The 24,839-nt window shown below is 57.5% G+C and carries 24 protein-coding genes; 17 read left to right on the top strand and 7 right to left on the bottom strand.

The genetic code is table 11. The features are described 5' to 3' along the window. Nucleotides 1-81: 81 nt before the first annotated feature. The 4 genes from DW349_RS17235 to DW349_RS17485 all read left to right on the top strand — a co-directional run bounded on the left by DW349_RS17235 (nt 82) and on the right by DW349_RS17485 (nt 2,135). Entirely contained in the window at nt 82-741 is a 660-nt protein-coding gene (locus DW349_RS17235) for a DsbA family oxidoreductase (protein ID WP_232819367.1), read from the top strand. Nucleotides 742-807: 66 nt separating this feature from the next. Beyond that, nucleotides 808-1,146 (top strand): translation initiation factor Sui1, encoded by a 339-nt coding sequence (locus DW349_RS17230; protein WP_108126590.1) that lies wholly within the window; start codon nt 808-810, stop codon nt 1,144-1,146. Between the two features lie 13 nt (nt 1,147-1,159). Continuing rightward, nucleotides 1,160-1,453, top strand: coding sequence for a DUF1244 domain-containing protein (locus DW349_RS17225; protein WP_108126589.1), 294 nt, complete (start codon nt 1,160-1,162; stop codon nt 1,451-1,453). Then, the gene (locus DW349_RS17485) at nt 1,446-2,135 is read left to right on the top strand and encodes an SEC-C metal-binding domain-containing protein (RefSeq protein ID WP_198650549.1); all 690 of its coding nucleotides are present in this window, start codon (nt 1,446-1,448) and stop codon (nt 2,133-2,135) included. The genes DW349_RS17225 and DW349_RS17485 overlap by 8 nt, the downstream gene beginning before the upstream one ends. Before the next feature lie 4 nt (nt 2,136-2,139). On the opposite strand, the gene DW349_RS17215 is transcribed toward DW349_RS17485, so the two are convergent. Continuing rightward, nucleotides 2,140-3,033 carry a LysR family transcriptional regulator gene (locus DW349_RS17215; protein WP_108126588.1) on the bottom strand — a complete coding sequence of 298 codons (894 nt, stop codon included), beginning with the start codon at nt 3,031-3,033 and terminating at the stop codon, nt 2,140-2,142. Between the two features lie 120 nt (nt 3,034-3,153). Between DW349_RS17215 and DW349_RS17210 the strand changes: the two genes are divergently transcribed. The 4 genes from DW349_RS17210 (at nt 3,154) to DW349_RS17195 (ending at nt 7,025) form a co-directional block, all read left to right on the top strand. Next, the gene (locus tag DW349_RS17210; RefSeq protein ID WP_108126587.1) at nt 3,154-4,152 is read left to right on the top strand and encodes an aldo/keto reductase; all 999 of its coding nucleotides are present in this window, start codon (nt 3,154-3,156) and stop codon (nt 4,150-4,152) included. Next, entirely contained in the window at nt 4,152-5,147 is a 996-nt protein-coding gene (locus tag DW349_RS17205; RefSeq protein WP_108126586.1) for a potassium channel beta subunit family protein, read from the top strand. The genes DW349_RS17210 and DW349_RS17205 overlap by 1 nt, the downstream gene beginning before the upstream one ends. Before the next feature lie 85 nt (nt 5,148-5,232). Continuing rightward, complete coding sequence (locus DW349_RS17200; RefSeq protein ID WP_157954417.1) at nt 5,233-6,402, top strand: sugar efflux transporter; 1,170 nt, start codon at nt 5,233-5,235, stop codon at nt 6,400-6,402. Next, a complete protein-coding gene (locus DW349_RS17195; protein WP_198650548.1) occupies nt 6,399-7,025 on the top strand; it encodes a LysE family translocator in 627 nt (208 codons plus the stop codon). The genes DW349_RS17200 and DW349_RS17195 overlap by 4 nt, the downstream gene beginning before the upstream one ends. Nucleotides 7,026-7,037: 12 nt before the next feature. Here the strand turns inward: DW349_RS17195 and rep are convergent, their stop codons facing one another. After that, nucleotides 7,038-9,059, bottom strand: coding sequence for a DNA helicase Rep (gene rep / locus DW349_RS17190; protein WP_108126584.1), 2,022 nt, complete (start codon nt 9,057-9,059; stop codon nt 7,038-7,040). Between the two features lie 201 nt (nt 9,060-9,260). Between rep and aroE the strand changes: the two genes are divergently transcribed. Together aroE and DW349_RS17180 are read left to right on the top strand one after the other, a co-directional pair. After that, entirely contained in the window at nt 9,261-10,067 is an 807-nt protein-coding gene (gene aroE, locus DW349_RS17185; RefSeq protein ID WP_108126583.1) for a shikimate dehydrogenase, read from the top strand. 20 nt (nt 10,068-10,087) lie between these two features. Next, on the top strand, nt 10,088-11,083 hold the full coding sequence (locus DW349_RS17180; protein ID WP_108126582.1) for a hypothetical protein: 996 nt from the start codon (nt 10,088-10,090) through the stop codon (nt 11,081-11,083). Nucleotides 11,084-11,101: 18 nt separating this feature from the next. On the opposite strand, the gene DW349_RS17175 is transcribed toward DW349_RS17180, so the two are convergent. Further along, a complete protein-coding gene (locus DW349_RS17175) occupies nt 11,102-13,138 on the bottom strand; it encodes a M3 family metallopeptidase (protein WP_108126581.1) in 2,037 nt (678 codons plus the stop codon). 71 nt (nt 13,139-13,209) lie between these two features. Here DW349_RS17175 and DW349_RS17170 point away from each other — a divergent pair, with 71 nt between their 5' ends. The 4 genes from DW349_RS17170 to dinD all read left to right on the top strand — a co-directional run bounded on the left by DW349_RS17170 (nt 13,210) and on the right by dinD (nt 17,270). Beyond that, the gene (locus tag DW349_RS17170) at nt 13,210-14,718 is read left to right on the top strand and encodes a hypothetical protein (protein WP_157954416.1); all 1,509 of its coding nucleotides are present in this window, start codon (nt 13,210-13,212) and stop codon (nt 14,716-14,718) included. A 61-nt stretch (nt 14,719-14,779) separates the two neighbouring features. Then, nucleotides 14,780-15,499 carry a ribonuclease PH gene (rph, locus tag DW349_RS17165; RefSeq protein ID WP_108126579.1) on the top strand — a complete coding sequence of 240 codons (720 nt, stop codon included), beginning with the start codon at nt 14,780-14,782 and terminating at the stop codon, nt 15,497-15,499. Between the two features lie 4 nt (nt 15,500-15,503). Beyond that, nucleotides 15,504-16,367 carry a YicC/YloC family endoribonuclease gene (locus DW349_RS17160; RefSeq protein ID WP_108126578.1) on the top strand — a complete coding sequence of 288 codons (864 nt, stop codon included), beginning with the start codon at nt 15,504-15,506 and terminating at the stop codon, nt 16,365-16,367. Between the two features lie 42 nt (nt 16,368-16,409). Beyond that, complete coding sequence (gene dinD / locus DW349_RS17155; RefSeq protein ID WP_108126577.1) at nt 16,410-17,270, top strand: DNA damage-inducible protein D; 861 nt, start codon at nt 16,410-16,412, stop codon at nt 17,268-17,270. A gap of 53 nt (nt 17,271-17,323) precedes the next feature. On the opposite strand, the gene DW349_RS17150 is transcribed toward dinD, so the two are convergent. Then, nucleotides 17,324-18,271 (bottom strand): restriction endonuclease, encoded by a 948-nt coding sequence (locus DW349_RS17150; protein WP_108126576.1) that lies wholly within the window; start codon nt 18,269-18,271, stop codon nt 17,324-17,326. Nucleotides 18,272-18,361: 90 nt separating this feature from the next. Then, entirely contained in the window at nt 18,362-19,270 is a 909-nt protein-coding gene (locus tag DW349_RS17145; RefSeq protein WP_108126575.1) for a LysR family transcriptional regulator, read from the bottom strand. A gap of 100 nt (nt 19,271-19,370) precedes the next feature. Here DW349_RS17145 and DW349_RS17140 point away from each other — a divergent pair, with 100 nt between their 5' ends. After that, entirely contained in the window at nt 19,371-20,108 is a 738-nt protein-coding gene (locus tag DW349_RS17140) for an SDR family oxidoreductase (protein WP_108126574.1), read from the top strand. Nucleotides 20,109-20,142: 34 nt separating this feature from the next. Here DW349_RS17140 and DW349_RS17135 read toward each other — a convergent pair whose 3' ends face one another. Both DW349_RS17135 and DW349_RS17130 read right to left on the bottom strand, forming a co-directional pair. Next, nucleotides 20,143-20,460 (bottom strand): MazG nucleotide pyrophosphohydrolase domain-containing protein, encoded by a 318-nt coding sequence (locus DW349_RS17135; protein WP_108126573.1) that lies wholly within the window; start codon nt 20,458-20,460, stop codon nt 20,143-20,145. A 23-nt stretch (nt 20,461-20,483) separates the two neighbouring features. After that, nucleotides 20,484-21,776, bottom strand: coding sequence for a nitrate- and nitrite sensing domain-containing protein (locus DW349_RS17130; protein WP_108126572.1), 1,293 nt, complete (start codon nt 21,774-21,776; stop codon nt 20,484-20,486). Nucleotides 21,777-22,228: 452 nt separating this feature from the next. Here DW349_RS17130 and DW349_RS17125 point away from each other — a divergent pair, with 452 nt between their 5' ends. Beyond that, complete coding sequence (locus tag DW349_RS17125; protein ID WP_108126571.1) at nt 22,229-23,080, top strand: formate/nitrite transporter family protein; 852 nt, start codon at nt 22,229-22,231, stop codon at nt 23,078-23,080. 61 nt (nt 23,081-23,141) lie between these two features. Further along, complete coding sequence (locus tag DW349_RS17120; RefSeq protein ID WP_108126570.1) at nt 23,142-24,821, top strand: bifunctional protein-serine/threonine kinase/phosphatase; 1,680 nt, start codon at nt 23,142-23,144, stop codon at nt 24,819-24,821. Nucleotides 24,822-24,839: the final 18 nt, after the last annotated feature.

The raw sequence follows: 24,839 nt of genomic DNA, 5'->3' as shown, positions 1-24,839 counted from the left end.
TGACGGTTCTTAAACAAGGCAATCCAGGCAACAATCCAGGCAACCAAGTGGTGAGCCTGGCCGCCAAACTGGAGAACGATCATGAGTGAATTGAAACAACTGAAAATCGACGTGGTATCCGATGTGGTCTGTCCCTGGTGTGCCATTGGTTACAAAAATCTGGAAAACGCTCTTCACCGGCTGGACGGCGAAATCGGTGTCGACCTGCAATGGCATGCCTTTGAGCTGAACCCGGATACCCCGGTCGGTGGTGACAGCCATCGGCAGATGCTGAAAACCAAGTACGGTATGTCGGATGAGCAATACGACACCAACCATCAGCGCATCATCGATCTGGGCGCCAAAGCCGGTTTTGAATTCCACTTCCGCGATGGTATGCGTACCGCCAACACCTTCGACTGCCACCGCCTGTTGCTGTGGGCCGCCGACAGCGGTCATCAGACCGAATTGAAACAGGCGTTTTTCAAAGCCTATTTCACCGATGGCAAAGACGTGAACGACCAGGCCATTATTCTCGAGGCCGTTGCCGCCGTCGGCCTGGACGTCGATGCCGCGCGCGAGGTGTTGAACAGCGACGCCTTTGTTCAAGAAGTGCGCAACGAAGAAGAGCGTTATCGTCAACTCGGCATTCAGTCGGTGCCGACTTACATCGTTAACGATCAATACGCCATCAGCGGCGGCCAGCCGCCGGAAGTGTTCGAGCAGGCGTTGCGTCAGATCGCCGATGAAATGAGCGCGTAAGGCGGGGCTGCTATACTCGCGCGGCTAGTTGAACTGAACGGCTGAAACGAATCGTTAAGGATTGTCATGGCACTGGTGTACAGCACCGAAGGCGGTCGGACCTGTCCGGATTGTGGACAACCGACTGCCGCCTGTCGGTGTGGTCCAGCCGAACCGCCAGCCGGTGACGGCATTGTGCGGGTGTCGCGCGAGACCAAAGGTCGCAAAGGCAAGGGCGTGACCTTGATCAGCGGCCTGGCGTTACCGGAAAAAGACCTCAAAGCCCTGGCCAAAACGCTGAAAGCCAAATGCGGCACCGGCGGCACGGTTAAGGATTTTGTGATCGAGATACAAGGCGACCAGCGCGATACGCTGGTGCTGGAATTGGAAAAACTCGGCTATCGCGTCAAACGCGCCGGTGGTTGAGCGGAGCACCCAGATGGATTCCCAAACCCGAACTGAAATCGAAGCCGCGGCCTTTCGTCGCCTGCTCGAGCATTTGTCCGAACGCACCGATGTGCAAAACATCGATCTGATGAACCTCGCCGGTTTCTGCCGCAATTGTCTGTCGCGCTGGTACAGCGAAGCGGCCGCCGAACGTGGCGAACAGATTGATAAAGAAGCCGCCCGCGAAATCGTCTACGGCATGCCCTACGACGATTGGAAGGCCCAGTACCAAAGCGAAGCCAGTGCCGACCAGCAAGCTTCATTCGAGCGCAACCGCCATGACTGAAACCGCCGTTCAAAGCCTGAGTTTTAGTGATGCGCGTCGCTGGCTGATCGATCAAATCGATGACGAAGCGGCCAGTGCCGTGCCGCCATCAATCGAAGGCGTCGATGGCTATTTGTTTGCCATCGCCCAGGCGCCAGTGCCGGTGTCCGCCAGCGAATGGGTGGGCGATTTGCTGGTGTTGTTCAGTGCCGACGTTGATAACCGCGAGGCGCTGAATGCCTTGTTGTCGTATCAGCGGCACCTGGAAAAACGCTGTCAGGAACAGCGCTATCCGATTCCGGAATTGAATGGTCTGGACGCCATCGATCAGATTCAACCGGGCCGGCCACTGAACGACTGGAGCCGCGGCTTTGATCTCGGTTTCGATCACGTCGAGGCGTTGTGGCAGAGACTGATTCCGGCCGAATTAAAAGCCGAGCTGGACAGCCAGCGTTTTGCCCTCGGCTTCTTTGCCTCGCCGGAAAAAGCGCGCGCCTTTTTGGCGGATCGCGATTCCAAAATGCGGCCGGAACAGCTGGCCGATCAGATTCTCGGTCAGTTCCCTAAAGCGGTGGATTTGCACGCCCGGCTGTCGATGTCAGTCAGCGAAGTGGCGCAGGCGACACTGGAACCCCGCGTTGGCCGCAACGACCCTTGCCCGTGCGGCAGCGGCAAAAAATACAAACACTGCTGCCTGCAATAAGCGTCTAAAGCGCGCCCAAATCGATGCTGTGAAAACGGCGGATCAGATGGTCGCGCACCATCTGTACCCGCCTGGGCAGTTCCAGGCGGGGCGCCCAAACCAGCCAGATCGACGTATTTTCAATCTGCCAATCGCTCAATACCGGCACCAGCCGGCCCGCCTGCAACGGTTCTTTCAGCACCAGATTCGACAGACGGGCGATGCCCAATCCCTGTTCTACCGCCAACAATTGCGCCTGACTCGACGGCGACCGCCAGTTGCCGCTGGGTGTAATGTCCAGCTGCTCGTTGCCGCGCCGGAATCGCCACAGGGTTGGTGTGCCGGTCACGCAATTGAAGCGGTCGAGATCGGTCGGATGATGCGGAAAGCCAACCCGATTCAGATACTTTGGGCTGGCGCAGAGTCGGTGCTCCAGCCGACCCAATCGCTCGGCTTCGACGCCGGAACCGGGATCGTCGCCGCCGCGAATCACCAGATCGACCGGGTCACGACTGAGATCGACCCGTTGGCTGGAATAGTCGAGGCGAATATCGAGATCCGGATGTGAGTCGACAATTTCAGTCAGCATTCGCGCCAGATAATGCTCGCCTAACAAGCCACCCACCGAATTAATGCGCACCGGGCCGGACAACCGGTCGGCCATTAATTTGAGTTTGTGTTCGGCGTCGTCTAACTGCTGCAGACCGAGCTGACACTGGCGTCGAAAATGTTCGCCTTCAGGTGTCAGATGTTGGCTGCGCGTAGTGCGTTGCAGCAAGGTCACACCGAGCCGTTGTTCCAGTTGCAGCACCAACTGGCTGACGCGGCTGCGCGACAATCCCAACGTCTGAGCCGCAGCGGTAAAGCTGCCGGCGTCGCAGACGGCAAGAAAGGTCTGGATTTGGGTATAGCGATCCATTGGTTAGCCTGAATAACGAAAACCGTTAATTTTTACCGGATTATCGTTTTCAACAAGCCAATTACAATAGCGACCCTTGGGCCGTTGGCCTCACACCGCATCAACTCGCAGGAGGCACAGATGACCACCACCACACCGAAACAACGCCCACTGGGCGGCACTGGATTCGCCGTATCTGAAATCGGTTTGGGTTGCTGGCAGCTCGGTGGCGACTGGGGTGCTTTGCCCGAAGGCCGGGCCGAATCCGTATTGCAGGCGGCGACAGACGCCGGTGTGAATTTCTGGGACACCGCTGATGTGTATGGTGGCGGCACCAGCGAACGCATCATCGGTGCTTTTAACCAGATGCACCCCGATGCGCAGCGCGTCATCGTTACCAAGGCTGGTCGCGATGCCAGCCTGTATCCGGATGGCTATCGTCGTGACACCTTGCGTGCGTCCATCGAGGCATCCCGTGACCGGCTATTGGTCGATACCCTCGATCTGGTGCAGTTGCACTGCATTCCCTTTGCCGAAATTCAGCGTGGCGCCGTATTCGAATGGTTGGAGGAGTGCCGCCAGGATGGCTTGATTCGTTTCTACGGCGCCAGCGTCGAAACCGTCGAAGAAGCGCGTTATTGCCTGGAACACACCCAGGTCGCCAGCTTGCAGTTGATCGTCAATTTGCTGCGCCAGGACATGGCCGAACAGATACTGCCGCAGGCAGCGCAGCAGGACGTTGGTGTGATTGTGCGGTTAGGGCTGGCGAGCGGTTTGCTGTCCGGCCGTATGCGCAAAGACCAGGCATTTGCCGCCGAAGATCATCGCAATTACAACCGCGATGGCGCGGCGTTTTATGTCGGCGAAACCTTTTCCGGTCTGCCGTATGAACTGGGCGTCGATCTGGCCGAGCAATTAAAGACGTTTTGTCCGGACGGCCTCAGCCTGCCGCAACTGGCACTGCGTTGGTTGCTCGATCAGCCGGCGGTCAGCAGCGTCATCACCGGCGCCAGCCGACCGGAGCAGATTCGCGACAATGCCGCCGTTTCAGCGTTGCCGCCGTTGCCGCAAGAACTGCATCGACAACTGAGCGATTTTTATCACCAAAACGTACGTTCACACATTCGAGGATTGATCTAATGCATTATCGTCGTCTGGGCAAAGCCGGCTTGAAAGTCTCAGCGTTGTCGCTGGGTTCCTGGGTCACCTTTGGCAAACAGGTGGATTTAAAAGACGCCAAAACGCTGCTGAAAACCGCCTACGATGCCGGCGTTAATTTCTTCGACAACGCCGAAGGTTACGAAGCCGGCGAATCGGAACGCATCATGGGCGATGCCATTCAGGCACTTGGTCTGCCGCGCGATACCTTTGCGGTATCGTCCAAAGTTTTCTGGGGCGGTGATGGCCCGATGCAATTGGGCCTTTCAGCCAAACACGTGCGTGACGCCTGCGATGCCGCCTTGGGCCGCTTGAAAGTCGATTATCTGGATCTGTATTTTTGTCACCGTCCGGACATCGACACGCCAATCGAAGAAACCGTGCGCGCCATGGACAACCTGATCCGTCAGGGCAAAGTCATGTACTGGGGTACGTCTGAATGGAGCGCGCAACAGATCACCGAAGCGCACGCCATTGCGCGCCAGGAACACTTGACGCCGCCGACGATGGAACAGCCGCAATACAACATGTTCGTGCGCAACAAAGTCGAGGCCGAATTCCGGCCGTTGTACGACGGCCCGGGTCTGGGCACGACGATTTTCTCGCCACTCGCCTCCGGTCTGCTGACCGGCAAATACCTCGACGGCATTCCCAGTGGCAGTCGTTTTGAGTTGCCTGGTTACGAGTGGCTGAAGAAAGCGTTGCGCAGTGAAGAAGGTCAGCAACGGCTGGAAAAAATCCGCCAGTTAAAACCGCTGGCCGATGAATTAGGCATCAGCCTGACGCATCTGGCACTGGCCTGGTGTTTGAAAAACCCCAACGTCAGCACCGTGATTCTGGGCGCGTCGCGACTGGAGCAACTGAACGACAACTTGGCTGCGCTCGACGCCGTTGCAAAACTCGACACGGCCGTCATGGACCGCATCGAGGCAATTCTGGATAATCGCCCGCCTGCGCCGGAACGCTTCGGCCAGTAACCGCTTCGGGTGCCGGCGTTCGACCGGCACCCAGCCTGCTTCTGTTGCATTGCTGATCGCACTGCGTGTTGTTCAAGGATTCTCTGTGACACTGACATTTTGGCTACAACCGACCATTTTGCGCCTGTTGGCGCTGTGCCTGTTGTTGGGTACGGCGGGCGCGTCGGTCTTTCCGGTATTGAGTACCCATCTGGCCAGCAATCTGGGCATCGAACCGTTGTGGATTGGTGTCTTTTTTGGCGCCAATACATTGGCCGGTATCGGTGTCAGTTTGTGGCTGGCGCGACGTTCTGACGCCGGCATGAGTCGGATGCGCATTCTGGTGATCTCAGTCAGCATATCCATGCTCGGTTCCATTGGCCTGGGATATCTCGACTGGTATCCGGCCCTGTTGCTGGCCGGCATGATCTGGTTTGGTTTGTCGTCCACGGCGCAGCCGCAGTTGTTTGCGCTGGCCCGCGAACAGGTGGATGACCGCCAGGCGGCACTGTTCCAGTCGGTGCTGCGCGCCACCATTTCAATGAGCTGGATCGCCGGGCCGCCGTTAGCCTATGTGTTGTTTGAAGTGATCGGCTTCCGCCATCTGATGTTGGTCACGGCGGGTTTGTTCGGGCTGTGTCTGTTGCTGTTGCCGGGTTTGAAAGACGCACGTATGGCACCGGCAACGACCGGTGTAACGGTCACCGATCCGCGCATCCTGGGTTTGACCTTGGTGATCGTCTGCCTGTTCGCCGCCAACTCCATGTACGTTGTCTACATGCCGATATACGTGCGCGATGTGTTGGGTTTGCTCAGCATTGCGCCCGGCCTGTTGATGGGTTTGGCCGCCGGTCTGGAAATTCCGATTATGATCGGCGCCGGTGCTCAGGCGTATCGCTGGCCACTGTTTTCACCGTTGAAAGTCGCGGCCTTGTGCGGCGTGTTTTTCTATCTCGGCGTCTGGTGGTTCGACAGTTTCAGCGCCATGTTGGCGTTGCAGATTTTCAACGCCGGCCTGGTTGGCCTGGCGGCCGGCCTTGGCATCAGCATTTTTCAAACACTGATGAAAGACCGCCTCGGCATGGCGTCAACGCTGTACACCAATGCCATTAAAATCGGCAGTCTGATCGGTTCGGCGTTGGGTGGCGTTATTGCCCAGGTCGGTGGTTTTGATTGGGTGTTTTTGTTCTGCGCGTTGCTCTCACTGGTGGCGCTGGTGTTGGTCTATGCGCTCGGTTATAACTCCGCCTCCACTTCGGCTAAGGCGTCATCATGATCAACACCGCTTTGCTCGCTGCTTTTATTCCGACGTTTCTGTTTGTCTCGCTCACCCCCGGCATGTGCATGACGCTATCGATGAGTCTGGGCATCACCATTGGCGTGCGCCGTACCTTCTGGATGATGGCCGGTGAATTGGTCGGTGTTGGCCTAGTGGCGGTCTGTGCTGTGGTCGGGGTAGCAGCGATCATGCTCGGCTCGCCGCAGATTTTTATGGCCTTCAAGTGGGCCGGTGGTGCGTACCTGCTGTGGCTGGGTGTGCAGATGTGGCGTTCGCGTGGCAAGTTGGCGATTCCGGAGACTGGCGACTCGGCGCATGCCAGTGCCCGGCCGCTGCAATTGGCGACGCAGGGCTTTGTCACCGCCGTTGCCAATCCCAAAGGCTGGGCGTTTTTTATGGTGTTGCTGCCGCCGTTTCTTGACGACAGCCGGCCGCTGGCACCGCAGCTGGCAGCGCTGATTGCCATCATTCTGATGATCGAATGGTTGTCGCTGATTCTCTACGCCAGTGGCGGCAAGACGCTGAGCAAGTTGCTGTCACGTGGCTCGAACGTGCGTCGCATTAATCGGGTCGCAGGCACGTTGATGATGGGCGTCGGTGTCTGGTTGGCGCTGGGCTGAGCGAGCAACACCTTACGAATTGAGCATGGCACGCAGGTTGGCGATGGATTGCCGACCGTTCTCCCGGGTTGCGGTCGGATCGGCATCTTCGCGACCATCCCACTGCAAATCATCTTGTGGCAGTTCATCCAGAAAGCGACTCGGTGTGCAGTCGACGATCTCGCCAAACTGTTTGCGTTTGGCGGCGTAGGTTAGCGTCAGTGTGCGCTGCGCGCGGGTGATGCCGACGTACATCAGCCGGCGTTCTTCTTCGATGTCACCGCTTTCAATCGAGTTGCGGTGCGGCAGTAATTCTTCTTCCAGCCCCATGATGAAAACGTGCGGGAACTCCAATCCTTTGGAGGCGTGCAGCGTCATTAACTGCACCGCGTCGCTGTCGTCTTCCTCTTCCTGACGATCCATGATGTCGCGCAGCACCAGCTTGCCGATGGCGTCCTGTACCTGGATGTCGGAATCGTCGTCTTCGTCACCGCGCTCGAGCATGGCCTGCAAGCTGTCGATCAGTACGTGCACGTTGGCTAGCCGCTTTTCGGCCTGACGGTCGGTGTCGCTGTCCTGGCGTAACCAGGCTTCGTAGTTGATGTCGGTGATCATTTCGCGAATGACCATGACCGGGTCGGCTTCGGTGTGCAGCTTTTTGATGGTGCGGTCGAGCCAGGTGCTGAAGCGATCCAGCCGCTCGCCGGCTTTGTCCGGCAAGTGCTGTTTCAGGCCGACTTCCTGACAGGCGGCGCATAAACTGACGCCGCGTTGCCCTGCGTATTCGTTCAGTTTTTCCAGCGTTGCCGGGCCGATTTCGCGGCGTGGTGTGTTGATGATGCGCAGAAATGCCGCGTCGTCGTCCGGGTTCACCAGCAAGCGCAGATAACTCATCACGTCCTTGATTTCCGCCTTGGCGAAGAAGGAGGTGCCGCCGGTCATCTTGTAGGGAATGCGGTTCTGCTGCAGTTTGATTTCCAACACCCGTGCCTGGAAGTTGCCGCGATAGAGCACGGCAAAGTCTTTGTACTGGCCGCGTCGCACCAGATGCTGATGCAGAATTTCGTTGGCGATGCGTTCGGCTTCGGCTTCGTCGTTGGGTGTGCGGATGATGCGAATCGGGTCGCCAAAGCCCATCTCACTCCACAGCGTCTTGGTGAAGACGTGCGGGTTGTTGTCGATGACGGTGTTGGCGGCCTTCAGAATCAGGCCGGTGGAGCGGTAATTCTGCTCCAGCTTGACGATGTTCAGGCCGGGAAAATCCTCCTGTAATTGCACCAGATTTTCCGGTTTGGCGCCGCGCCAGGAATAGATCGACTGGTCGTCGTCGCCCACCACGGTGAAGCGGCGTTGATCGCCCACCAGCATTTTTACCAGCTGGTACTGGGAGGCGTTGGTGTCTTGATATTCGTCCACCAGCAAATAACGGATGCGACGTTGCCAGCGCTCCAGTACTTCCGGGTGATCGCGGAACAGGATGGTGGGCAGACGAATCAGGTCGTCGAAGTCGGTGGCGTTATAGGCGCTGAGCATGCGCAGGTATTGCTCATAGACTTCCACCGCCAGCGAATGCCGGGCGTCTTCCATCTTGCCGCGTAGATCATTCGGTTCAGCCAGATCGTTTTTCCACAGGCTGATCAGATGGCGGAAGAAATCGACTTCATCGACGGCATTGGGCACTTCGCGTAGCACGATGTCTTTGATCAATGCTTTGGTGTCGTGATCGTCGAACAGCGTAAAACCGGGTTTCAAGCCCAGGTGTGAGCCGTCGCGACGCAAAATGTTCAGGCCGAGCGTATGAAAGGTCGAGACAATCAGACCGTGGCCAGCTTTGCCCTTCACCAACTTGCTGACCCGGGCCCTCATTTCCCGCGCCGCCTTGTTGGTGAACGTTACGGCGGCGATGTTGTGTGCCTTATAGCCGCACTCGTTGATCAGATAGGCGATCTTTTGCGTGATAACCGATGTCTTACCGCTGCCCGCCCCGGCCAACACCAGCATCGGCCCACTGATGTAGTGCACCGATTCGCTTTGACGGGGGTTTAACTGGGCCATACAACGGCGGTCCTTTGGAGGGTAGGTGGCAGACGCGTTAGTTTAACAGTGCGCCGGGGTCGTCCCAAGCGGATTGCCGGGCAGAATGAATCGATTGCTGCTGTGTTGAAGGGGATGCTCTGTTGTCTTTTTGCAACAGAGTCGATTCAATCAGCGCCATTACATCATCGCAGCCGTTCAGCCACGTCATAAGGAACAAGCATGGATCGTTACGCGGTACTGGGCCACCCCATCAAGCACAGCCTGTCACCGGACATACACGCCGCTTTTGCCCGTCAGACCGGGCAAAAGATTGATTACCAGGCCATTGAATTGCCGGTGACCAGCTTCGAAACCCGCGTCTGGCAGCTGTTTAAGGATGGCTACAAGGGGTTCAACATTACCGTGCCGTTCAAGGTGGACGCCCATGACTTTGCCGACGAATTGACAGAACGCGCCAAACGCGCCCGCGCTGTCAATACTTTGACACTCACTGAGGACGGCCGTATTCTGGGCGACACCTCGGACGGAGCCGGACTGGTGTTTGATCTGGTGGAGCAATTGGGCTGGGAACTGGCCGGAAAAAACCTGTTGATCCTGGGCGCCGGCGGCGCTGTTCGAGGCGTATTGGAGCCGCTGTTGGAACGCGGTCCGGCGCAGCTGGTTCTGGCCAATCGAACCCTAGCCAAAGCCGAAGCGCTGACCGAAGATTTTCCCGAAGTTGCCCCCCTGGCATTTGACGAACTCAGTGGTCATTTCGACCTCATCATCAACGGCACTTCTGCCAGTCTGTCTGGACAATTACCCCCCTTACCGGAAGGGTTGTTGAGTGTTGATACCTTTTGCTACGACATGATGTACGGCAAAGAAGAAACGGTATTCAACCGTTGGGCGCGGTCGCAAGGTGCGGTGCATTGCGCTGATGGCTTGGGCATGTTGGTGGGGCAGGCAGCGGTGAGTTTTGAACTGTGGCGTGGTGTTCGTCCCGATCCGACACCCGTCCTGAAAGGGTTGCGAGAGCAACTCTAATAGAGCGTGAGCAATTCTTGATGAAACAATGGTTAGGGCTGATCAGTCTCCTGTTTTGGGCGTTATCCACTCACGCCGCCGACACTTCTTTTTCTGTGGCTGGTACTACGCCGGTGACGCAATTTGATCGCATCGGTGTACGTGCCTATGTGCAAACGGACATTGGTCAGCATCTGACACTTGGTGCCGGCTATGCTCAGGTCGAGCCACAATTGGGCGTCAGTCAGGGTAGTGTGATAACCCGTCTGTCTTTTCCATTTCAGACATCCTTGAATGAGCGGTTTTACCCTTTCATGGGTATCGACCAGCAAGTGGACGCCGACGCTATTGAGCCGGCTTTATTTTTTGGCATCGGGGTTGAGCAGCAGTGGATAGATCAATGGGGTGGCTTCCTGGAAACTCGCTATCAGACTCGGCGGGAAGAGGACTGGCACCTTCAGGTGGGTATTCGCTTCTGGCCTGGCCGGGCCAAGCGGTTGGATGTACGCATGCGCAACAGCGACCCGGATACCGCTGAAGAGGGTGAGTTCAATGGCCGCATCGAACTGTCAGATGTCAGCGAGCAACAAGCCCAGGCTCAGCAACCTGAGCCAGAGCAACAACTAGAGCCAGACTCAGAACCACAAGCAGAACCAGAACCACGAGCAGTACCAGAGTCGGAGCCAGAACCCCAAGTCGCCGAATCAGCACCAGAACCGTTGCCGCCGCCAGAACCGGAAGTGCAGCAAGTGCTGTCGAATCTGATGGACCAGGCCAAACGCGATTTGCCCGACGGTGTCTACGTCCATTTGGGTTTCTTCCGCCAGGTACATTCCATTCAGCGCTACCGCAATCTGGTGACCGACTTTGTCTGGGCTGACGAATTGCTGGTGCATTACGATGAGCGGCTGAACGGTTACCGCATTGTCATCGGCCCATACACTCTGGCCGATGCGCGTGCCCGCGCTCAAGCGGTACGCGATGGTGGCTTGGATGCGTTCATCTATATGGTGCCCGAAAACCCGGCCTATCGCTGACCGGGCTTTTGAGATCCGTTAAGCCGCGATGCCTGAGTGTCGCAACAACGCATCGACACTCGGCTCGCGACCGCGGAATTGCCTGAACAGTTCTCCAGCCGGTTCCGTTCCCCCATTCGCCAGAATGATGTCGCGGAACGCGCGGCCGGTATCGGCGTTGAACACCCCTTCCTCTTCAAAGCGACTGAACGCATCTGCGCTCAATACTTCTGCCCATTTGTAGCTGTAATAGCCAGCGGAATAACCGCCAGCGAAAATGTGTCCAAAGCCATTCTGGAAGCGGTTTTCCGGAATCGCTTTTGTCACGCTGACTTCGGCGCGCACAGAGTCCAAAACACCTTGAATGTCCGATGCAGAAAAGCCATTGGTACGGCGGTGCAATTCCATGTCGAATAAGGCGAACTCCAATTGCCGCACCGTACCCATGGCGGAATGGAAGTTCTTCGCCGCGAGCATTTTGTCGAGCAAGGTTCGTGGCAGTGGCTCACCGCTGTCGACGTGGCCGGAAATGAAGGCCAGTGCTTCCGGCTCCCAACACCAGTTTTCCAGGAACTGACTGGGCAGCTCGACGGCATCCCAGGCGACGCCATTGATGCCGCTCACTTCGGCCACGTTCACCCGGGTCAGCATGTGGTGCAGGCTGTGGCCGAATTCATGGAACAGAGTGGTGACTTCATCGTGCGTCAGCAGGCTCGGTTTACCACCGACTGGCGGGGTGAAATTGCAGGTCAGATAGGCGACCGGTTTTTGCAATTCGCCGGCCAGTTCCACCCGGCGCCGGCACTCGTCCATCCAGGCACCGCCGCGTTTGCCTTCGCGGGCGTAGATGTCCATAAACACTCGGGCTATCACAGTGCCGTCTTCGAGTACGTTGTAGAGCTGAACATCGGGGTGATAGGTCTCAAAGTCATCGACGCGTTCAAAGCGGACGCCGAACAGACGGCTGGCTGTTTCAAACAAACCATCGATAACGCGCGGTACTGGGAAGTAGGGTTTCAGTTCTTCCTGCGACACCGAATATTGCTGCTCTTTCAGCTTTTCGCTGGCGTAGCTGACATCCCAGGGTTGCAGATCGTCCAGGCCCAGTTCATCACGGGCGAAGGCTTTCAGTTCGTCGAATTCGCGCTTGGCTGGCGGTACGGCTTTCTCGGCCAGATCGCGTAAGAAGGCGAGTACGCCGGCCGGGCTGTCGGCCATTTTGGTCGCCAGTGAAACGTCAGCGTGGCTGTCAAAGCCGAGCAGTTTGGCCGCCGCCTGGCGTTTTTCCAGAATCGCCGTCATCACCGGGCCGTTATCAAACTGGCCGGCTTGCGGGCCGAGTTCCGACGCCCTGGTGACGTTGGCGAAATAGGTTTCGCGGCGTAATTCGCGGTCGTCGGCATAAGTCATTACTGGAATCACCGCGGGCATTTCCAGCGTCACCAGCCAGCCGTCTTTGTCTTTTTGTTCGGCGTATTGGCGCAAGGTTGCGCGCGCCGATTCGGGCAATCCCGCCAGCCGGTTTTTGTCGGTGATGTGCAGACTCCAGGCCTGAGTGGCGTCGAGCAACTGTTCGCTGAATTTCTGGCTCAGTTGGGCCAGTTCGGTTTGCAGACCGGCGAAGGTTTTCTTGTCGGCGTCGTTCAAATCGACACCGGCGAGGCGGAAGTCGCGCAGCGAATTTTCAATCGACGCCTGCTGGGCGCGGCTCAACTGTTTGAAATCGGAGCGCTTGGCGATGGCTTGGTAGGCCTCAAACAAACCGCGGTGTTGCCCGATCCAGGAATTGTATTCGGTCAACATATTCAGCGCCTGGTTGTAGGCGTCACGCAATTCAGGCGAATCTTTTACGCTGTTGAGATGGCCGAAAACCGACCAGGCGTTGTCGAAATTTTCGTGGCTGCGATTGATCGGTTCGACTAACGAAGCCCAGGTTGGATCGGTGACTTCAGCCAGCAAGCCTTCAATGCAGTCGCGGTTGCGTTGCAACAGGGTTTCGACCGCCGGCACAACGTGCTCGGCTTTGAACTGAGCGAAGGGCGGCAATTCGTGGTGTTCGAGTAGGGGATTGGTCATGGAGCCCTCCGTTTTTGCGTGGGAATGCTAAGGTTCGTGAAAGCGTCATTGATTGGCAGTATAACGAGGCCATGCTGAGACCGCTGTACCGTTTTGCCCACCGCCGTCGCCACCCGCTCGCCGCCGCCTTGTTGATCTGGGTGCTCTGGTCGGTGCTGGCGCGCGAAGACGCGCCGTCGTTCTGGGTACTCAATTGGGGCCTCGAATCCGGTGAGACAAGCCCGGGTTTTATTGGCGTTGCCATCGACGCCGCCATGCTCACCGGCGGTGAATGGTGGGCCGGCGAAGGGCCACCGCGCCCGGTCAATTTAGCCGACGATGAACTGCTGCGCTGGGCGCGCCTGTTGCAACCGGCCTGGGTGCGTTTGGGTGGCACCGAAGCTGATCGCCTATGGTGGCGCCTCGACGACGAACCGGACGAAGACCCCAGCCTCAGCCGCGCCGACATCATTCAGTTTCTGGCCTTTGTCGATAACCTGAACGCCCGCCCCATGCTCACCGTCAGCACCGGCCCGCGTGTGCGCGATGACGATGGCGACTGGCAACCGGAGCAACTCGAACGCCTGCTCGATTGGTTGCCGTCGGACTACAACGGCATTCTCGAATTCGGCAATGAACCGGGCGCGCATTGGTTGATGTTCGGACCAACGCATCAAATTGGTTTCGACCAATACAGCCGTGAGTTCGTTAAAGCACGTGGATACTCAGGCACCATTCCGTTGGCCGGACCGGCGAATGCGTTCTGGCCGGAAGTCGGCGAACCGCTGAGTACGTTAGTCGGCTCGTCGCGCGAATTCCTCGAAAGCGGCGCCAACCCTGCCATTTTCACCTGGCACTATTACCCGACCCAATCGCGCCGCTGCACGGTGCGCACTGAAGGCGCCGGCTGGGAGTCGCTGCTGGATGTCGAAGCCGTCACCGAATTTGCCAAGCAGTCGCGCAAGGTGCGCGCCTGGGTGGATCGCTATTCACCCGAAACACAGCTTTGGCTCGGCGAAACCGGCCCGGCACAATGCGGCGGTGTTGATCAACTGACCAATCGTTTCGGCGCCAGTTTGTGGTGGCTGACGCAACTGGGTCTGGCCGCTCGAACCGGTCAGGAAACGGTGATCCGACAAAGCCTGATGGGCGGCGACTACGCCCTGCTCGCCTACCGCAATCACTACAGCCCAAACCCGGATTACTGGGCGCAATTATTGTGGCAACGATTGATGGGGCCGCGCTGGTTGGCGGTCACTGGCGCCGACGGCCCGGTGCAAGCCTTCGCCCATTGCACCCCAGACGCCAGCGGCGCCTTGACGCTGTTGACGGTGAACCTGAGCGACAAACCGATGAATATCCGCCTGCCGTTAGGCACCGATGCTGTTTCCGTATTAACAGTCACCAGCACCGCGCTCGACAGCCGTCTGGTGCAAGTGAACGGGCAACTGCCGGAAACGCTCGACTGGTCGGCCAATGCGCCCTTGCCGTGGCAACCGCTTGCAGCCGACAGCGAACAGCCGCCGCACAGCTATCGCTTCAGCCGGATAGACCAGCACACCTACTGCGCCGCTACGCCAATGCCGCCGGGGCTGCGGTAGGCATCCCCAAACGCAATCCCTATACTGAGCGCCTTCATTCTCTGCCAGAAGGCTCAGCCTTATGCGACCCAGCGGCCGCCAGCCCGATCAACTCCGCCCCGTTTCCATTCAACGCCGTTTCACCAAACACGCCGAAGGCAGCGTGCTGGTCAGCTTCGGCGACACTCAAGTCATCGTCACCGCCAGCGTCGAAACCAGCGTGCCGCGTTTTCTCAAAGGCCAGGGCCAGGGTTGGATCACCGCCGAATACGGCATGCTGCCGCGCGCCACCGGCTCGCGAAATCAGCGCGAAGCCGCACGCGGCAAACAGGGCGGACGCACCGTCGAAATCGGCAGGCTGATCGGCCGTTCACTGCGTGCCGCCATTGACCTCAAAGCGCTGGGCGAACATTCCATCACGCTTGATTGCGATGTGATTCAAGCCGACGGCGGCACTCGCACCGCGTCCATTACCGGCGCATACGTGGCGCTGTGCGATGCGATTAACTGGATGCTCGAAAAAGGCTTGATCAAAAAGAGTCCGATCAAACACCCAATCGCCGCAGTGTCGGTGGGTGTCTGGAACGGCGAGGCGGTGCTTGATCTGGATTACGCCGAAGACAGCACCGCCGAAACCGACCTCAACGTCATCATGACTGCCAGCGGTGGTTTCGTGGAAATTCAGGGTACCGCCGAAGGCGAACCGTTCGCGCCGGATGAACTGACCGCCATGCTGGCGCTGGCGCAAAAAGGCGTCGCGGAATTGTGCGACATCCAACAAGCTGCCCTGAACGAGGCCTGATGTCATGCCGTTGTCGATGACCGCCTTCGCCCGTCGCGAACACAGCCTCACCAGCGGCCAACTCTCGGTCGAGCTGCGCTCGGTCAACCATCGCTATCTGGAAACCAGTTTCAAACTGCCCGACAGCTTAAAGCCGGTGGAAATACCGCTGCGCGACGCCCTGAAAAAACGCGTCGCGCGCGGCAAAGTCGAAGTGAACCTGCGCTTCTATCCGAACCAGGGCAGCGACAGCCTGGCGGTCAATGTCGAACGCTTGATCGCCCTCGACGTCGCGCTCAGCCAGGTACGCTCCACCATCCTCAACAGCGCCAAACCCAATGCGTTGGACTTACTGCAATGGCCCGGCGTTTTGATCGAAGCCGATACCGATATGGACGCCGTCTTCGACGCCATGAAAGTCCTGTTCGATGAAGCGTTGGACGACTTCATCGCTCACCGCCAACGCGAAGGCAAAGAACTGGCCGAACTGCTGCGCCAACGTTTAGACAGCATCGAAACCATTGTCGCCGAGGTGCGCAAAAATGCCCCGGCGCTGATCGATGCATACCGTGAAAACCTAAAAGCCAAGGCCGCGCAATTATCGGTCGATTTAGACCCGGAACGACTGGAACAAGAAGTCGTCTTACTGGCACAAAAATCCGACGTCGCCGAAGAACTCGACCGCCTCGACACCCACTGCCAGGAAGCACGACACGCCCTAAAACAAAAAGGCGCTATTGGTCGACGCTTGGATTTTCTGATGCAGGAATTTAACCGCGAAGCGAATACCTTGGGATCAAAATCGACCAGCACCGCCACCACTCAGGCAGCGGTGGATTTGAAAGTGCTGATCGAACAGATGCGTGAGCAGGTGCAGAATTTGGAGTGAGGGGTCAGACTTATTGAATACCTATCAAAAGGAGCTCAAGCAATGGAACAGCAGCAAATTCAATCACTCACCGCCACGTTTGAAGGCCATGCACAGCAAACAGAAAATGGCATTGAATATTGGCTGGCGCGAGATCTTCAGCACCTACTTGGATATGGCAAGTGGGATAATTTTGTCAGCGTCATCACCAAAGCCAAAACGGCTTGTGAAGTTAGTGGGCACACAGTTCTAGACCATTTTGCCGACGTCGGGAAAATGGTCGAGCTTGGCTCAGGAAGTCAGCGAGAAATCGATGATGTCATGCTGACTCGCTACGCGTGCTACCTGATCGCGCAAAATGGAGATTCTCGAAAATCAGAAATTGCGTTTGCTCAGACTTATTTCGCAATGCAAACACGAAAGTCAGAACTGATTGAGCAGAGATTGCTGGAAGCGGAACGAGTACAGGCACGGCAAAAGCTTTCGACGACTGAGAAAGAACTTTCCAGTGTTATCTATGAGCAAACAGGCGGAAATGACAATTTCGCGCTGATTCGCAGTAAAGGTGACACGGCCTTGTTTGGGCGCACCACCAAAGCGATGAAAGCCCAGTGGCAGGTGCCAGAGAGCCGTCCGCTGGCAGACTTCGCTCCGACGATTATTCTAAAGGCCAAAGATTTTGCGACTGAAATCACCATTCACAATGCCAGGGCCCAACAGATGACGGAAGAAGCGCAAGTTTCGACCGAACACGTGACGAACAATGAAGCAGTACGGCAAACCTTAATTAATCGAGGGATCAGGCCTGAGCACTTACCGCCTGCGGAAGATGTTAAAAAAGTTGAACGTCGCCTTGCCTCTGCGGATAAGAAGTCATTGGAAAACCCTGATACGCTCGGCCTGGAAGATAGTTCTGAAGACTGAATCCAAAACTATTTAAAATGCCAATAAAAGAAAGGGGCTTTAGCCCCTTTCTTTTATTTATCATCCAGCATCTCGTCCCAAAAATCCGTATCCATCTTTTTCAAAACCAACGTCTGTTCTTCTTGCATCCCCACACCATAATCGTACAAGTACTGCGCCAGACGCTCTCCATCAATCAGCACCAAAGTGGTCGCACCGTTTAAGCTTTGGGCGTATTCCAATGCGCCTTTGGTGAAATAGGACGTGGTGATAAATACCCCTTTTTGCGATTGCGCAACGGCAAGTGCACCGACAAAACGCTGGATGTCTTCCCGACCAATGCTGATGTCTCTGCGGTAACGTTTGGCTTGTAAATGAATACGCCCCAAACCTAGAACGTCTTCTTTGATCACACCATCAATGCCACCGTCATTAGATTTCTGCGTTACCAGAAGGGAGTCAGCAGTTTTGCCGCCATATCCCATGCGCCCCAGTAATTTGATGACCAATTTTTCAAACTCGTAGGGTGATTTTCCCAGAATTGTTTCGAGAATTTGTTCGCACACAGTTGCCTGAATTGAGTGATAAGCGCTCAGCAAAGACTCCTGCGGCGTCTTATCGCTGTCGGTCAAATGCGAGTCTTCGATCAATGATTTGGATTCACCCAGCTCGCGTTGTCGTTGACGGGTTTTTTCCGCGATTGTTTGTTTAACGAAGGTTTTAATCTCACCTGTCTTGGCAAGATATTCCTGCCCTAAAACAGTGATTTGGCAATGGCCGCGCTTGGGTCGTTCGGCTAGACCACTGTTCACCAGATGACTCAGACTCCAGGTCAGGCGATCAGAGAAAACGGTACCGTTACCGGACGGGTACTCAATCGATAGATCAGCGTCGGTTAGTTGGAAACGGTCGGCCAAAGGGCGTTCCAATTCGCGTGCTAATAAAGGACCGTGGTCGTTTAAATAACGCAGGATCTCGATAAACAGGTCGTCGTATTTCGGTAAGTGTTCGTAACTATCCATTCATCTTCTCCGGGCCATCCCTTAATTGCAGATCGATTGCTAGAGCTTAACTTACCCACTTTACCCGCAATCTTGAAGAACCCTGCGTACTCATACCGCCGCCGGAAAACGCTCCGTATACAAACCCCCCACCCAATCCACAAACACCCGTACCCTCGGCGATAAAAACCGCTGCGATGGATACATGGCAGAAATAGGGATACCCGGGCTGGGGTAGTCACACAGCACTTCGATCAGTTCGCCGGTGTCGAGATACTTTTGGATGTGAAAGCGGGGTACCTGAATTAAGCCGCAACCGCTCAGGGCGCTGGCGACGTAGGCGGCGGCGTCGTTGAGGGTGATCCAGGATGGCAGTTGGTATTCGTGGGTTTCGCCATTCTCCGTGCATTCCAGTGGGTATTTCGAGTCGTAACCGCGTGAGAAAAATCCGACCGCCTGGTGGTTTGCCAGGTCGTCCGGGTGTTGCGGCTGGCCGTGACGTTCAAAATACGCGGGGCTGGCGCAGATGGCTTCGGGGATTACCGCCAGGCGTTTGGCAACCAGCGATGAATCGCGCGGGTGGCCGGCGCGGATGACGCAATCGATGCCTTCGGCGACCAAATCCACCAGCCGATCGCCGCAACTGATCTGTAGTTCAATGTTCGGGTAGCGGGCGTGAAAATCGTCGATGCGCGGCAACACGACGTTGGCGGCGTGCGAGCCGTGCAAGTCGAGTCGCAGCCGGCCGCTGGGGTTGTTCAGGCTTTGTTTGAGTGCGGCTTCGGCGTCTTCGACGTCGCTGAGAATCAGCCGGCAGCGTTGGTAGAACGTCTCGCCATCGGACGTCGGTTTCACCTGGCGAGTGGTGCGCTCCAATAAGCGGGCGCCCAATTGCGCTTCCAGATCTTTGATGGCCTGGGTTGCGGTGGCGCGCGGAATGCCCAAGGATTCTGCCGCCTGGGTAAAGCTGCCCAACTCGACGATGCGGGTGAACAGTTGATAGGCATCGAGACGGTCCATTGTTTATATATCCTGAATAGTTAAACCAAAATATCGGGCATTATCCGGGAATCGATAATAACGATACTGCAGCTGTCATTCATTCAACGCGGAGTTTTTTATGACAAACACCCCTTCAGTTGCCCTTGTTACCGGCGGTTCTCGCGGTATTGGCAAGGCTGTGTCGCTGCGTCTGGCGCGCGATGGTTTTAACGTCGTGGTCAACTTTGCTGGCAATCAGACGGCCGCCGACGAAACCGTGAACGAGATTCAGCAAGCCGGCGGCGCGGCCGTGGCGATTCAGGCCGATGTGGCCGATGAAGCAGCAGTCCAGTCGCTGTACCAACAGACGCTGGCGGCATTTGGCCGGGTCGATGTGGTGGTCAATATGGCGGGCATTTTGGGCATGCACGCCATCGAGCCGGCGAGCTTTGCCGCTTATCGTCGCCACATCACCACGAATCTGGACGGCACCTTTTTGATGATGGCCTACGGCAAGGAACATTTGCCCGATGGCGGTCGTTTTATTGCCGTGTCGAGCACGGCGATTGCGCTGAACACGCCCAATTACGGGCCGTACGTGGCGTCGAAAGCCGGTGTGGAAAGCCTGATGAAAGTGTTCGCCAACGAACTGCGTGGCCGCAACATCAGTGTGAATGCCGTAGCGCCAGGCCCGGTCGCGACTGACCTGTTCTTTGCAGGCAAGAGCGAGGAATTGATTCAGCGGCTGAGCAAACTGCCGCCGTTGGAGCGCCTGGGTCAGCCGGATGACATCGCCGGTGTGGTGTCTTTTCTGGCCGGCCCCGATGGTGGCTGGGTGAACGGGCAGGTGTTGCGCGCCAACGGCGGCGTTGCCTGATCCGCTGTCGTGCCGTTAGCACAGCGCCGTGGAACTATTCCCAGCGGCGCTGTTTGTTTTTGGCTTCCTTGGCGCGAAAGGCGTCTTCCAGGTTCAGGTCGTAACGGTTGGCGATGGAGCACAGATAAATCAGCACATCGGCCAATTCGTCGGCCAGATCAGCGGCCGCGGCGTTCACATCCATCGGCATGCCCTCAGCCTGACGCACCGCTTTGAACAACTCGCCGACTTCTTCACCCAACAATAAACATTTGTCGCGGCTGCTCTGGGTGTCGAAGCCGCGTTCGCTTTCCAGTTCATGCACGTAGCGTTGCAGGTCGGCGAGGTTGGGACTGGCGTTGAGTTCGGGCATGGGCATCCTGGTTTTGGTTGGAGTCAACGGCCGGCTTGTTCGGCGGCCTCGATTAACAATTCACACACTTCGGTTACGCGCATGTGCGAATCCATGGCGCGTTTCTGAATGCGGTGATACGCCTCGTCTTCGCTCAATTTTAAACTCTTCATCAGCAACGCCTTGGCGCGTTCGAGCAGTTTGCGTTCGTTCAGCGCTTCGCGCGTTTCAAACAATTCGTCGCTGACTTCGCGCAGATGTTCGGCCTGGGCTTTCAATAAGTCATAAAGAGTGCGCCCGATGACCGGTTCCGATTCGGTGCTGTGGCTGCCGGCCAAACCGGCGGGCACCAGCGGCGCATCCAAGTCGAGTAACAGCGATGGCGGTTCGGCATAGGCGTCCTGATGGTCGGCCAAGACCGACAGTAAATGGTACTCGTGATCGCGCAGTTGCTGTTTGGCCTTGGTCAGTTGCGCCTGGCTGAGCGCTAACAGATAGCTTGCTAAATCGCGCTCCAGTTCGTGCATCAGGTCGATGCGTTGGGTTGCCAAGTCGTACCAGACTTCGCCGAGGTCGGCCGGAATGGCGTCGTCGTCTTTGAAGGCATCGATAACCTCGCGCAGCTTTAAAAATTGCGCCACGACGTCGGCCTGTTCCAGCGATTGCCATTGCCATTGTTGCTCGTCGCTGGCGAACGCCAGGAATTGATCGAAACAGCGTTGCTGCGCAAAACGCAGGTTGGCGAGTCGTTCGCGGCTGTCGTCGTTGAACTGGCTGGCGGTAAAACCGAAGGCCGCCCAGGCGCGTTCCTGCCCGGCGTATTCCTTGCCCTGCATAAAATTGAACAGCGCCAGCAGCGCGCGCGTGGTGCTCGGGTCGCCGGCGCCATCGGCGGCTTCGAACACGATGCTGAGCAATCCCGCCATTAATCGACTGAACGCCTGAGTGCTGAGCCGAGCGTCAACTTGCTGTTGGGTGATGCGCTGGCGCAGGGTGTCGAGTTCATCCAACGCCTGCATCACCAGCGCCGTGCGCGTCAGCACACGCGTTGATGGCGAATGCCGGCGCGATTCCAGATAGCGTTGCTGCAACAACAGGCGCAGTGCTTTTTCCTGATCGCGGCTGTGGTCGATTTGTGCGTCGCGTTGGTCTGCCAAGCGTTGCCCCTGGCTGCCTAAATAGACGTTCGACAAACCGCGTTCGCGCTGCAATTGATGAATCAACTCGCTGACCGCGGTAACCACTTCGCAGGTATCAGCAAGCTCCGCGAGACTGGTCATTTCCGACTGTTTGGCGGCCAGCAAAAACTGTTCGGTGGCGCGGGGCCTTGGGCTCATAACGGGGTCAACTCGGCTGTGATGCGTTCTTTAAGGCAAGGATTGCTCCATAACACTGGTCAGTGGAAGCGACGGTTAATAACGCACAATTTTATGTCTGTTCTGGAGGCACTGCCGGCTTGCAGTGCACCAAGACGGAACAGAGCGACGGCCAACAAAACCGGCGTTAGAAAATCCAAGCCTTGGCTAACTGTCTGACTTAAAAGACAAAACTGGCACAAAAATTAAACTTGGCCTCGACTTTGCTCTGGCGAAGCCCAGCAAGGGTGAAAACCCGCTGACAATCTGTGCACTCGGATAATGGCGTCCACCTCGACTGAGCGTTTTTGCGTTCAATCGGGTGGGCGCTTTTTTTATGGCTGCGATTTTTTGTCCATAAAGCCAGTGCCTGTAAAACGTCGGCGGTTCATGAACAAAGACCACAACCAACGCGACTGCAAGAGAGGAAAGCCATGTCTTACTTACTGCCGAACGAGTTCGTGACCAAGATGGTCGATGCGGGCGAATCGAAAATTTATATGTCCACGCGCGATACCTTAATTCGCGCCTTTATGGCCGGGGCGATTCTGGCGCTGGCGGCGGTGTTTGCGGTGTCTGTGGCCGTTGCCACCGGCAGCCCGCTGCTGGGCGCGGTGCTGTTCCCGGTCGGTTTCTGCATGCTCTATCTGATGGGTTTCGATCTGCTGACCGGCGTGTTCATGCTGACACCGCTGGCGCTGCTCGACCGCCGCGCCGGTGTCACCGTGCCGCAAGTGTTGCGCAACTGGGGTCTGGTGTTTCTCGGCAACTTTGCGGGCGCGCTGACGGTCGCCTTCATGATGTCGTTCATCTTCACCTACGGCTATAACACCGATGGCGGTGCCATTGCCGCCAAGGTGGCGGCCATTGGTGAAAGCCGTACCGTCGGTTACGCCCAGTACGGCGCGGCCGGTTGGTTCACCATTTTCATTCGCGGCATGTTGTGCAACTGGATGGTGTCGCTCGGCGTGGTCGGTGCCATGGTGTCGACCAGTGTGTCCGGCAAGGTCATCGCCATGTGGATGCCGATCATGCTGTTCTTCTTTATGGGCTTCGAGCATTCGGTGGTGAACATGTTCCTGTTCCCATTCTCGCTGATCATGGGCGGCAATTTTTCCATCGCCGACTACTTCATCTGGAACGAAATTCCGACCGCTCTGGGCAACCTGGTCGGCGGCCTGGCGTTCACCGGCCTGACCTTGTTCAGCACGCACTACAAAACGGCGCCCAAGCGCCAGTTGGCAAACCGTGCGCCGCTGAATACCGCCGAAGCGAAAACCGCCTGAGGCAACCAACCTTTGCTCTTCAACCCGGCCTCGGTCGGGTTGTCTGCGTTGGATGTAGACGATGTTAAAACTCACCGAAGCCGCGCAAAGTCTGGCCGGGCGTAAGGCGCAGAATCAGGATTTCTGCGCCAGCCAGCGCACCCGTACCGGAGCGGTGTTTGCGCTGGCCGACGGCGTCAGCAGCAGCGCCGTCAGCGCGATGGCGGCCGAGCATGCGGTGAACGAATTCATCGCCGTCATGCGCCGGATGAATGAACTGATGACGGTGCGCAGTGCTGGTGTACAGGTATTGGACGCGATTAACGAACGGTTGCGCCAGGAAAGTCTGGCGCAGGGGTTGAGCGATGATCGCGACAAAGGCTACGTCTGTGCCTTCACTGCGTTGGTATTAAAAGGCCGGCAGGCGCATTTGTTTCACGTCGGCGATACCCGGCTGTATCGCTGGCGCGCGCAGCGGCTGGAGTGCCTGACGCAAGATCATCGCGCCTGGTTGGGCAATGGACGTTCCTGCCTGGCGCGGGCATTGGGCGCGGCGGAATCGGTATCGGTCGATTATCGGATGTTGGATCTCGCCGTTGGCGATGTCTTTGTACTGAGCAGCGACGGCGTGCACGACTTCCTCGACGACCGCGATTGGGCCGCGTCGCTGAATGACACCGATGTCGCCGCGCACACCCAGCGGCTGTTGCAACTGGCGCTGGCGCGCGGCAGCGACGACAACCTCAGCCTGCAACTGGTGCGCATCGATGCCCTGGACAACAGCAGCGTCGATTGGATCGACACTGAACTCGCCCAGCGCCCATTCGCGCCGGATGTCGATGAAGGCGACCACCTCGATGGCCTGACGTTGGTGAAGTCGATTCATACCAGCCCGCGCAGCCGGGTGTTCCAGGCGATTGACGACGCCAGCGGCGCAACCGTACTGCTGAAATTGCCCTCGCGCGAAGGCCAGGAAGACGCGGCCTATCTGCGTCGTTTTCTGTTGGAAGAATGGATCGGCCGGCAACTCGACAGCCCGCACATCGTAGGCGTTGCTTTGCCCGAACGGCCGCGTCGTTATCTGTACACTCTGCTGGAATGGATCGACGGCCAGACGCTGGACGCCTGGCAACGCGAACAAGCGTCACCGTCGCTCGACGCGGTGCGCGATATTCTCGACCAAGCCGGGCGGGCGGTGCAGGCGATGCATCGGCGCGACTTGCTGCATCAAGACATCAAACCCGACAACCTGATGATCGACCGCCACGGCCACGTCACGTTGATCGATTTTGGCTCCACGCGCGTCGCCGGATTGGCCGAAACCGACGACGAACCGGCTCTGCTTGGCACCGCGCTCTACACCGCGCCGGAGTATTTTCTCGGCGAATTCGGCGATGAACGCGCCGACCAGTTTTCCCTCGCACTGCTCGGTTACTTCCTGCTCAGCGGTTCGCACCCTTACGGCACGGCCGTGGCGAAAGCGCGCAGCGCCGGACAGCAAAGCAAGTTGCGTTACCGACCGCTGCGCGATGCGCACAGCGAACTGCCAGCCTGGTTCGACGCCACCCTGGCCAAGGCGTTAGCGATACAACCGGAACGGCGCTATGCCGAGCTGTCGGAATTCCTCTACGACTTACGCCACCCCAACCCGAACCTGAAAACCGACCGGCGACCTTTATTGGAGCGTCACCCGGTGCGCGTCTGGCAGGGCATTTCCGCGCTGCTGGCGCTGGCGTTGCTGTGGCAGTGGTGGTCGGCTTAGTTATGAGCACAGTCTGAA

Origin of the sequence: Saccharospirillum mangrovi (assembly GCF_003367315.1) — a bacterium.
Classification (GTDB): Bacteria; Pseudomonadota; Gammaproteobacteria; order Pseudomonadales; family Natronospirillaceae; genus Saccharospirillum; species Saccharospirillum mangrovi.
This window is presented reverse-complemented; position numbering and strand designations above follow the sequence as displayed.